Genomic DNA, 10,402 nt, shown 5'->3' on the forward strand with positions numbered 1-10,402 from the left:
GTAGCAGGAAAATCAATGGCCGGGCGTTGATAGATAGTGCCGTCTAACGGAACGGTACACCACTTAGCCTCACTTTGGCTTTTTCATCGCGGCTAAAACGAACGGTTATACGGAGGATTGCCCTGCTTATTGGTCGTGCAACTCTCCGTTGCCTGAACCTGAAACGCAGCCAGACAAAACAGGGCCGCACACAGCCGCCCTATAAACCTATCCATCGATTCAGTCCTGATAACCACGGATCTGCGCTGCCAACGCGGCCAGATGCTCGTCATCGGCACGCGCTGCGTCGTGGGAAGACAGGTAGCCTTCATAGCGTTCGAAGAACTTCACTGATTTCGATTCAATCGGTTGCCACTCCGCCAGCACAGCGGTGCCGTGCATCGGGATCAGCTTGGCATGCACATGGTCGACGCCAAAGCCTTCAAATACCATGCCGCAGCGCCCCACGTCGTCAAACGCCCGGTCGAGCAATTGCGCGACCCGCTTGGTGGCCAGCATCAATTCGCTGAGCGCCTCATCCGGCAGTGCAAAGGCGTAGCTCTCATAATGCGCCTTGGGGATCACCACGCTGAAACCCTCGGTATTCGGGTAGATGGAAAGGAACGCCATATGGTTATCGTCCTCCCAGATTTTATGGCACGGCACCCTGCCCGCCACCATTTCGCAAAATATGCAGTTCATCGTCCCCTCCTGAATGCAGCGGCGAGCCAACGGCCCGCCGTAAAAGGCCCTTCAGCAACATAGCCGATATTTTGCCTTTTGACTGCTATTCCCCTGCATTTCCTGCCCAAATGGCCGGAGACCGATGATGCCAGGGCGCTGCCCGCTCCAGTTGCCCTGCCAGTTGCAAGAGCTGATCCTCACGGCCAAAACCGGCCACAAATTGCATGCCTATCGGCAGGTTATGTTGTTTATCGTGCGCCAGAGGGACTGACATCGCAGGCACGCCAGCCACATTAAATACCGGCGTAAAAGGCGAGTGATCGAATAAGTGCGCCGTCCACTCCAGGCCGCTCATGTCCGCCGTCCCTGTGCCGTAACGGCCGATCCGCCAAGGCAAGTCAGGCAGGGTCGGCGTCAGCAGCAGGTCGTACTGCTGAAAATACGCCGCGACGGCACGGGTCACCCGGTTACGCACCTCAAGCGCCGCCACCATATCCACCGCCCTAGCGGCCAGCCCGTAGCGGTAACAGGCCAGCGTTTCCGGCTCCAGCGTGTCGGTTGATACAGGCCGCCCTGTCGCCTGGCTCAGGCCATCGACCCAACCCACCAGATTGGCACACCAGATTTGCGCATTGGCGAACACCAACGCCTGCCAACTGACGCCAATCGCCATGTCGACTTCGCTCACCTGATGGCCCAACTCACTCAGCAGCACGGCGGTATTGGCCGTGGCCTGGGCGATTTGCGGATCGGTTTTCCCGCCGTTCCACGCCTGAGTCATCATACCAATACGCAGTCGGCCGGGTTCGGACGTAACCTGTGACAGCCAAGTGTGCCCTGGCGGTGCCGTGTAATAGGGGTCGCCGGGATGCGGATGCTGCAGGGCATCCAGTAGCGCTGCGCTGTCGCGCACTGTGCGGCTGAGCCCCAGTTGAACACCAAAACCGTTGAACACTTCGTCCATCGCCGGGCCATGGGATACCCGCCCACGTGTCGGTTTGAGGCCAAATAGCCCATTTGACGAGGCGGGAACCCGGATCGATCCCGCGGCGTCGGTGGCATGAGCGATTGGCACGATCCCGGCGGCAACCGCCGCGCCGGCGCCCCCACTGGAGCCACCCGCGCTAAAATCCGGGTTCCAGGGATTACGCGTCGCGCCGTAAAGCACCGCTTCGGTGGTGGTGCTGAATGCCATCTCTGGCGTAGTGGTACGACCGAAAGTCACCAGCCCGGCTCGACGAACATTGCTCATCAGATGGCTGTCTGCCGCTGCGATATTGCCCTGCGCCAATCGACTCCCCAACTCGAGACGCTTACCGGCCATGCTGATGGCGATGTCCTTAATCAGGAAAGGCACGCCTGACAGTGGGCCTTCACCCTCAGGTTGCGGCTGCCCCCAATATTCCACCACCGCATTAATTCTTGGGTTTACCGCCGCGACGGCGGCCTGCGCCGTCTGTTGCAACTCTTGCGCACTGACTTCGCCGTGCTGTACCAGTTCGGCCAACCCCAGCGCATCGTAGTTAACATACTCGCTCAATTTCATCATCTCGCCCTTATCCGTTGCGGTTTCGTCGGCTTTTCCGACGTCCATTTCACGGTAGGGGGATTAGCGCTATAGTTGAAATTGATAGATTTAATACGAGGGATAGTTATCAACAATTTAAAGCGAGTCGATCTCAATTTGTTGGTCACGCTGGAAGCGCTGCTCACTGAACGTAACGTGACGCGGGCGGCGGCACGCCTTAATCTTAGCCAGCCTTCGGTCAGCATTCAGCTCGCCAAACTGCGCGAGATTTACCATGATCCGCTGCTGCTACCTGGCTCACGCGGCATGTTGCCCACGGCACGCGCACTCGGTCTGCTAACGCCGCTGCGCCAAACGCTGGCCGATCTCGGCCGTTTAGTGGCCGCAGAACAGCCGTTTGATCCGCTGCAGGCCGAAATGACCTGGCAACTGGCCGCCGCCGACGCGGCCGAATACGCCATTCTGCTGCCGATGCTGCCCACACTGCGGCTGGCAGCGCCGAAATCTCGTCTGGCGATCCGTGAAGCCTCACCCAAAACCATGAGTCGCGACCTGGCCGACGGCGTGATCGATCTGGGCTTTCTGGCCCGTGAAGAAGCCCCTGCCGAGCTGCGTCATCGCCCGTTGTTTCACGAGAACTACCTGCTGGTAGGCCGTCATGACCACCCGTTATTACAAACCCCGCCCTCGCTGGAGCAGTTCTGCCAGCTTGAATTTGTCATGGTTTCACAGGACGGAGGCGGTTTTCGTACCCTGATCGACACGCTGTTGGAGGCACAGGGATTAGCACGGCGCGTCGTGATGTCGCTGCCGCACTTCCTGTTTATCCCCACGCTGCTGGCAAGATCCGATATGGTGGCCATGCTGCCTTCACGCATGCTGGGTGAACTGCTGGGCGATCTGCGCACCTGCCCAGCACCGCTGGCACTGCCAGGCTATGACATGGTGATGGTCTGGCATGAACGTTCTCACCTCGACCCAGCCCACAGCTGGTTGCGCGAGCAGGTGGTTGCCGCCCTGGAGCCACCTGCGGCATCACTCTAGGACGTCAACCAACTCGAACTGTTGAAACATCAACCACATCTGCGGCGAAAAGGTGCCTTCCCGGGTAAAAAACGCCTGATGCTCCTGCCGCCAAAATGCCAGGCTCTGATCTCCCTCGCCTTCCAGCGCCGCCATTTCGGCCGTGACATCGGCATAGCGAACCCGCCTCAGGGACAGGATCCTGATAACGCAGGCCGGTTTGCCGCGGCCATCAAGAACGACGTTATAATCCCCGACCAACGGCGCCTGCTCTTGTTGATAAGCAGCATATGAACAACAGGTTGCGGTTTTTTGGCCGTCGAGCACCAATTGCAACAGCGCGTCCGCCAGTGCCGGGCTGTCGCCGAATGACCAGCGCGATGCGCCGGGATAATTAGCTAAAATTGCCGATTCAGTCATTGCCCTGCTCCTTGATAGAGGGTCTGCGGTAACGCATTTCAGTTTTTCCCGCCCAGACAGTTTATACTGTGCAGAATATAAGCCTTATTCTGTTCAGCCGGCTCCGTCAGGAGCACAAGGAATTACCACAAGCCATGTTAAGTTACCGCCACAGTTTCCACGCCGGCAACCACGCCGACGTGCTCAAGCACACCGTTCAGAGCCTGATCATTGAGTCGCTGAAAGAAAAAGAGAAGCCCTTCCTGTATCTGGATACCCATTCCGGCGCAGGGCGCTATCAGCTCAGCGGTGAGCATGCCGAACGCACTGGGGAATACCTGGAAGGCATCGGTCTGCTGTGGCAACGAGACGATCTGCCGGAAGAACTGGCGGCCTACATGCGTGTCGTGCACCACTTTAACCGTACCGAAAAGCTGCGCTACTACCCTGGCTCGCCGCTGATTGCCCGCGAATTGCTGCGCCCGCAGGATAAAATCCACCTGACAGAACTGCACCCGAGCGACTTCCCGCTCCTGCGCGGTGAGTTCCAAAAGGACGAACGCGCCAAGGTGCAACGCGCCGATGGCTACCAACAGTTGAAGTCGCAGTTGCCCCCCCTGTCACGCCGTGGGCTGATCCTGATGGACCCGCCGTACGAGATGAAAACCGATTACCAGGACGTGATCAAAGGCCTGCAGGAAGGCTACAAGCGCTTTGCCACCGGCACCTACGCGCTGTGGTATCCGGTGGTTATGCGCCAGCAGATCAAGCGCATGCTAAAAGAGCTGGAAGCTACCGGTATCCGCAATATTCTGCAGATCGAACTGGCGGTTAAACCCGACAGTGACCAACGCGGTATGACGGCTTCTGGCATGATCGTGATTAACCCGCCGTGGAAGCTGGAACAACAGATGAAAAACGTGCTGCCATGGTTGCACAAAATATTGGTGCCGTCAGGGCATGGCCACCATTTGGTGAACTGGGTGGTACCGGAATAAGCGTCCGGGGCGCGGCCAGCCGCGCCTTTATCCGACCTATCACAACCATCGACGCAACCTTTGCGACAAACCTGGATCAGGCGTTAAACTCTTACGCTCTTCGATTCACACAATTCATGGAAATCCCAGATGACCAAACATTACGATTATCTAGCAATTGGCGGCGGCAGCGGCGGCATCGCATCGATCAACCGGGCAGCCATGTATGGCCAGAAATGCGCATTGATTGAAGCCAAAGAACTGGGCGGCACCTGCGTCAACGTGGGTTGTGTACCGAAAAAAGTCATGTGGCACGCGGCGCAGATCGCCGAGGCCATCCATATGTACGGCCCAGATTACGGCTTCGATACCACCGTCAACGCGTTTGACTGGAAAAAGCTGGTCGCTAACCGCACTGCGTATATCGACCGTATCCATACGTCTTACGACAACGTGCTCGGCAAAAACAAAGTCGACGTGATCAAAGGCTTTGCACGCTTTATCGACGCGCACACGGTGGAAGTCAACGGTGAGAAAATCACCGCCGACCATATCCTGATCGCCACCGGCGGCCGCCCGAGCCACCCTAATATTCCGGGTGCAGAATACGGTATCGATTCTGATGGCTTCTTCGACCTGGACGCCATGCCAAAACGCGTTGCCATTGTCGGCGCGGGCTATATCGCGGTGGAAATCGCCGGTGTATTGAACGCGCTGGGGGCCGAAACGCACCTGTTCGTGCGTAAACACGCACCGCTGCGCACCTTCGATCCGATGATTGTCGACACCCTGGTGGAAGTGATGAACACCGAAGGGCCAAGCCTGCACACCGAATCGGTACCGAAAGCCATCGTCAAAAACGCTGACGGTAGCCTGACGTTGCAGTTGGAAAACGGCAAGGAATTCACCGTCGACAGCCTGGTATGGGCGATTGGCCGCGAACCTGCGACCGATAACCTGAACCTGGCCGTAACCGGGGTGAAAACCAACGAAAAAGGCTATATCGACGTCGATAAATACCAAAATACCAACGTTAAGGGTATTTACGCCGTGGGTGATAACACCGGTGCCGTCGAACTGACGCCTGTCGCCGTGGCCGCCGGCCGTCGCCTGTCCGAGCGCCTGTTTAACAACAAGCCGGAAGAGCACCTGGATTACAGCAACATCGCTACCGTGGTCTTCAGCCACCCGCCGATCGGCACCATTGGCCTGACCGAACCGGAAGCGATTGAGAAGTTCGGTGCAGACAACGTGAAAGTGTACAAATCTTCCTTCACCGCCATGTACAGCGCCGTAACGCAGCACCGCCAGCCGTGCCGCATGAAACTGGTGTGCGTGGGCAAAGAAGAGAAGATCGTCGGCCTGCACGGTATCGGCTTCGGTATGGACGAAATCCTGCAGGGCTTCGCCGTGGCCATTAAGATGGGTGCAACCAAGAAAGACTTCGACAACACCGTCGCGATCCACCCGACCGCCGCGGAAGAGTTTGTTACCATGCGCTAAGCATTAAAAACGGCATAACATCAGGCCAGGGTAATTCCTGGCCTTTTCTTTTCGTGCTCTTTACCATTCCCCTCAACACAAACGTCCATTTTCTGCCATTATTTTGCCTGACCACATGGACGGCGCTCATATAAGCACCCGCAACACTGGAGAACACCGATGCTGTTCACTCTTTTTAAAAACTTCACGCTGGCACTTTTTTCGCTGGCGATCGTCCAATCCAGCGCACTCAGTTTTACTTTGGAGGTTGCGGGAGACATCCAAAATACGACCGATCCGGTAAAGAAAAGCTATCTTTTTACCGATAAACAACTGTTGGCAATGCCGGTGCACAGCATCACCACGTCAACCTCTTGGACGCCCCAAAGAAAGTTTGAAGGGATTGCCGTCGCGGACATTTTGGCCCGGGTTGGCGCCAAGGGCAGTACGCTGACATTTTATGCGTTAAACGATTATTACATCGACGTCCCGCTGTCTGACGTTGAGAAATACAATATGATTTTGGCCTACAAGATGGACGGCGAAATGCTGAAGATCAGAAACTTCGGACCGCTGTTTTTGGTTTATCCCAGGGATGCCGCTGGGCCTGAGTTGAACTCCCCGCTCTACAACTCACGCTTTATCTGGCAAGTGGACAGGATCGTGATTAAATGAAATTCACAGGGTTTAAAAACAACAGCAGGCTGGCAATCCCGGCTATTTTTGCTGCCCTTTTCCTGGTTGCCTCCGCGGTGACGCTGTATTACTACAGCGCAACGCTGTCCAAAAAAGGGTTGTATGCTATTGCCGGCACGCAGGAAAATTATTCTTGGTCGATCGCCAAATTTGCTATCAAGCTTGCCGAATTTGAAACGCTGGTCGAACAGCAGAAAAACGCACCACAGGTCGATAGCGAAGATCTGCGTCTCAAATTTGAAATCCTTTATTCCCGTTTCTACGTGTTGGAAACGGTGTCTGAGTCGACCCAACCTCTGTATGCCGAACCGGGCTACCCCGAGGTTGTCGCACATATGCGCCAGAAAATGGATCAGATTGATAATTTGCTGAACAGCCCGAAGATTGATTTCTCACTCATTTCGCAGGCCATGAGGCAAATCAAGCCCTACTCGATTGAAATGGCCAACCTGACCGATCACGCAGAAGTGAAGCAGCGCACCGCCGCCTACGAAGACTATATCGAAAAACGACACATCATTTTTTATGGTCTGGTGATCGTGATGTTTTCAGTGATTGCGCTTATTGCCATTACGCTGATTATGTTCCGCCAGCAGCGCCTGACCATCCGGCAACAAGCCAAAGCAATAGAAGCGGAGAAAGCCACCCGCACCAAGAATGCCTTTCTGGGCGCCATTGGCCACGAGTTACGCACATCGCTGCAGAGCATTATGTCTGCCATTGACGTGCTGGTGAATACCAAGGTGTCGGCCGAACATGCGGATACTTTCCAACGGTTGGAGATTGCCGCACAGCAAATTGAAAGCCAGATGAAAGACCTCACCGATTATGCCCATTTGGACAGCGGCATGATGGAGCTGCGTCTCGCACCGTTTGACGCTCAACGGCTGATCGAAGACACGGCGCATGAAATCGAGACGCTCAGCCAGAAAGAACAGGTAACACTGTTGTGCGAAATTGAATGCGGTCATCTGCAGATACATTCCGATCCGCTGCGCATCAGGCAGATTATCGTCAACCTGCTGACCAACGCGTTCAAATATACCGAAAGCGGCACCATCACGCTGCACAGTTGCCTGCGACGCCAGCCCACGGGTAATTCGTTGATTATTGAAGTGACTGATACCGGTATTGGTATTGAAAAGGAGATGCTTGACCAAATATTCAGGCCCTTCACTCAATTGGATCAATCTCATACCCGCCAGTATGGCGGTGTAGGCATGGGATTAGCGATTGTGCATGGGCTGGTGACGCTGCTCAATGGCACGATCACTGTCTACAGCGAGATCAAAAAAGGCAGTACCTTTATCGTCAGTATTCCCGTCGACATTACCGACGACGAGGAGCAAGGCGAAAAATTGCCGCACCAGCGTGGCCTGATGGACAAGCAGCAACATATTTTAGTGGTGGATGACAATAAATCCGTGAGCGACGCCTTTGCCGCGCTGCTGGACAAACTGGGCTATCAACATGAACTGTGCAATTCACCCGAACGTGCGCTGCAAAAGTTGCTTAGACGTCCTTACGACGCGTTGCTGTTAGACCTGCAAATGCCGGGTATTGATGGCGCTGCGTTGGCGAAACAACTGCGTAGCCAGCGTGGCCCCAATCGTCATATTCCGATTGTTGGCATCAGCGCCTATACCCCGGAGCAGCTGTCTGCCGAGCAGCGGGCGCTGTTCGACAGCTATTTAATGAAGCCAGTACGGCTTGATGCCTTGTCAACGACGCTGGCTTCACTGCTCGTTAAAGATTAAAACACCGCAACAGTGCGGCTTCAATGACATGGAGCCGCACGGGTTTTTCATACGGCCCCAATACGTCATAGTCACGCATCGCCCTGGCGATTTCGGATTCGCGCTGATCGGTCCCCAATTGGCCCGTGAGCACCAGAACCGGCGCATCCGGGTTGTCCGAAGCACGGATGGTTTCGATGCATCGCACCACCGTTTCCTGGCCAATCAACCAGTCGACCACATAACCATCGAACAGACTTTGTTGCAGCGCCAAACAGAAACTGCTGACATCGTAAAAAGCGACGGCATGGAAACCACGCCCGTTAAGGTATTTTGTCAGTTCGTCAGCGGCCTGGTGTGAGTCGTCGAGTACCGCAATGCTTAACCGCTCGTCTTCAACGGCAGCAGGACGGAGCTCAATCAGCTCCACACAATACGGTTGCCCTTGCGGTGCATCATCTGAACGATAAAGACACCACTGCCCAGCCTGTTGTAACGCGACATATTCCGATGTCCGCCCGCCAACCAACTCATGACCGATATAGCCAACGCAGGCTAATTCCACACCGCCAACATAAAAGATGGCATCCCGTGCAATAGTTTGTGCAGAGATGTCATGTTCTGTACCCGTATCCACTATCGCTGCCGGGCTTTCCCCTAATGCCGCCGCGACGTGGCTAATTTGTTCCAGCGTCCAAGGGCTTTGGCCCTTCAGCTTACGGTGTGCATGTGAAAAACTGAGATCCAGAATCCGACTGAGCTCTTTCGCATGCTGACGCTTACCAATCCCATAATGTACAAACAGTTCCCTAACCCGGTTTGCAATCGACTGTGAATCGAATTTCTGGTGATTATTATCCATTTTTTCCTTCGATTTTTTTTTGCTGTTTTTTCAGTCGTTTTCGTACTTGCCGTGCAAAAAAAGCGCTCAAAAACTGGTATATCATACAATGTACAATCTAAACATTGCTTGACATACCACATTATATAGTCAAACATGGTACCAGAAGAGACACACAGCAACACCACAATAAAAATATAACAACAGTAAAATCGCACCACCAAATAATCATAATGACACCAGGGAAAGCTCGTTTCGGTTGTTACTCTGAGAGAATGTATGCACCAGACTCTCTCCGAAATATGGGCCGTAAGCGCTAATCTGTTTTACCCGCATTTGAACCGGGATCCGCAAGGGTCCCGGTTTTTTCTTGCCTTTTTTACCCTAAGACGACGAGAGATAAACCTGCGCCCTTCTGAGCATGAGCGGTTAATTCATGCAAAAAAGGGGGCCAGCAAGCTGACCCCCTTATGACCACTCAGGTAAAAGGATTAGAAGCGCCAGGTAAAACCGGCGTTAACGCTGTTGTCCTGGTAGTTTTGCGACAGCAGACCGCCATAGCCCAGCGACAGGGTAGCGTTCTTGTTCACCGCCACTTCTGCACTGGCCTTCAGCACCGCACCGTCACGCGATGCCGACACGCTGTTCACCACAAACGGGGAACTGCCGCCGTTGAATCTCAGCCCGGTACCGCGATCCAGATCCCCGTACTGATGCTGCCAACCCAGTTCGCTGCGCAGCGCCACCGACGTGGTTTTGCTCGCCTGCCACTCGGTATCCGCACGCAGACCCAGCGTTGATACCGTGGCGTCGGTGTGCTGTTTGTCGCCGTGCAATGCCGCCGCCCCGCCGTCTTCCGCGATACCGTTGTTCTGGAAGTTGATGTACGCCAGGTTGGCGAACGGCTCCAGATTGACCCAGCCCGCCTTCACGCTGTAACCCGCTTCGGCAAACACCTGCTCCGTGCGTGCACTGTATTTCGCGGTTTCACGATCTGACTGCATGCCGTAATTGACCGAGCGTGAGGTGTCGAAGCGGTGCCAGGTGTAACCCCCGC

At 55.1% G+C, this 10,402-nt stretch carries 10 protein-coding genes; 5 read left to right on the forward strand and 5 right to left on the reverse strand.

Annotated elements, in window-relative coordinates; genetic code table 11:
• Positions 1-219 precede the first annotated feature (219 nt).
• Together AC2FC2_RS17685 and AC2FC2_RS17690 are read right to left on the reverse strand one after the other, a co-directional pair.
• Positions 220-681, reverse strand: a complete 462-nt coding sequence (locus AC2FC2_RS17685; protein ID WP_265556075.1) for an HIT family protein — start codon at positions 679-681, stop codon at positions 220-222.
• 85 nt (positions 682-766) lie between these two features.
• Positions 767-2,212, reverse strand: a complete 1,446-nt coding sequence (locus tag AC2FC2_RS17690; RefSeq protein WP_265556076.1) for an amidase — start codon at positions 2,210-2,212, stop codon at positions 767-769.
• Between the two features lie 105 nt (positions 2,213-2,317).
• Between AC2FC2_RS17690 and AC2FC2_RS17695 the strand changes: the two genes are divergently transcribed.
• Complete coding sequence (locus tag AC2FC2_RS17695; protein WP_265556099.1) at positions 2,318-3,235, forward strand: LysR family transcriptional regulator; 918 nt, start codon at positions 2,318-2,320, stop codon at positions 3,233-3,235.
• Here the strand turns inward: AC2FC2_RS17695 and AC2FC2_RS17700 are convergent.
• Positions 3,227-3,634: an ASCH domain-containing protein gene (locus tag AC2FC2_RS17700; protein ID WP_490308695.1), complete on the reverse strand. Its 408-nt coding sequence runs from the start codon at positions 3,632-3,634 to the stop codon at positions 3,227-3,229. The two genes, AC2FC2_RS17695 and AC2FC2_RS17700, sit on opposite strands and share 9 nt — an antisense overlap.
• Before the next feature lie 134 nt (positions 3,635-3,768).
• Here AC2FC2_RS17700 and AC2FC2_RS17705 point away from each other — a divergent pair, with 134 nt between their 5' ends.
• From AC2FC2_RS17705 to AC2FC2_RS17720, 4 genes are all read left to right on the forward strand, one after another.
• The gene (locus AC2FC2_RS17705) at positions 3,769-4,611 is read left to right on the forward strand and encodes a 23S rRNA (adenine(2030)-N(6))-methyltransferase RlmJ (protein WP_265556078.1); all 843 of its coding nucleotides are present in this window, start codon (positions 3,769-3,771) and stop codon (positions 4,609-4,611) included.
• A 129-nt stretch (positions 4,612-4,740) separates the two neighbouring features.
• Entirely contained in the window at positions 4,741-6,093 is a 1,353-nt protein-coding gene (gene gorA, locus AC2FC2_RS17710; RefSeq protein WP_209639358.1) for a glutathione-disulfide reductase, read from the forward strand.
• 159 nt (positions 6,094-6,252) lie between these two features.
• A complete protein-coding gene (locus AC2FC2_RS17715; RefSeq protein WP_209639361.1) occupies positions 6,253-6,747 on the forward strand; it encodes a putative pterin-binding protein in 495 nt (164 codons plus the stop codon).
• The gene (locus AC2FC2_RS17720) at positions 6,744-8,525 is read left to right on the forward strand and encodes an ATP-binding response regulator (RefSeq protein WP_265556079.1); all 1,782 of its coding nucleotides are present in this window, start codon (positions 6,744-6,746) and stop codon (positions 8,523-8,525) included. Before AC2FC2_RS17715 ends, AC2FC2_RS17720 begins: the two co-directional genes overlap by 4 nt.
• On the opposite strand, the gene AC2FC2_RS17725 is transcribed toward AC2FC2_RS17720, so the two are convergent.
• Positions 8,515-9,366 carry a helix-turn-helix domain-containing protein gene (locus AC2FC2_RS17725; RefSeq protein WP_490659635.1) on the reverse strand — a complete coding sequence of 284 codons (852 nt, stop codon included), beginning with the start codon at positions 9,364-9,366 and terminating at the stop codon, positions 8,515-8,517. The two genes, AC2FC2_RS17720 and AC2FC2_RS17725, sit on opposite strands and share 11 nt — an antisense overlap.
• Positions 9,367-9,836: 470 nt before the next feature.
• On the reverse strand, positions 9,837-10,402 hold a 566-nt coding region (locus AC2FC2_RS17730), incomplete at its 5' end, for an autotransporter outer membrane beta-barrel domain-containing protein (RefSeq protein ID WP_490659636.1).

Source organism: Serratia sp. CoH_122_TC_1, assembly GCF_058191755.1.

Excerpts from the sequence above, each read along its gene's own strand:
- AC2FC2_RS17725 (WP_490659635.1), bottom strand. The coding sequence starts at position 9,366 with ATGGATAATAATCACCAGAAATTCGATTCACAGTCGATTGCAAACCGG.
- AC2FC2_RS17705 (WP_265556078.1), top strand. The coding sequence starts at position 3,769 with ATGTTAAGTTACCGCCACAGTTTCCACGCCGGCAACCACGCCGACGTG.
- gorA (WP_209639358.1), top strand. The coding sequence starts at position 4,741 with ATGACCAAACATTACGATTATCTAGCAATTGGCGGCGGCAGCGGCGGC.
- AC2FC2_RS17690 (WP_265556076.1), bottom strand. The coding sequence starts at position 2,212 with ATGATGAAATTGAGCGAGTATGTTAACTACGATGCGCTGGGGTTGGCC.
- AC2FC2_RS17715 (WP_209639361.1), top strand. The coding sequence starts at position 6,253 with ATGCTGTTCACTCTTTTTAAAAACTTCACGCTGGCACTTTTTTCGCTG.
- AC2FC2_RS17720 (WP_265556079.1), top strand. The coding sequence starts at position 6,744 with ATGAAATTCACAGGGTTTAAAAACAACAGCAGGCTGGCAATCCCGGCT.
- AC2FC2_RS17685 (WP_265556075.1), bottom strand. The coding sequence starts at position 681 with ATGAACTGCATATTTTGCGAAATGGTGGCGGGCAGGGTGCCGTGCCAT.
- AC2FC2_RS17700 (WP_490308695.1), bottom strand. The coding sequence starts at position 3,634 with ATGACTGAATCGGCAATTTTAGCTAATTATCCCGGCGCATCGCGCTGG.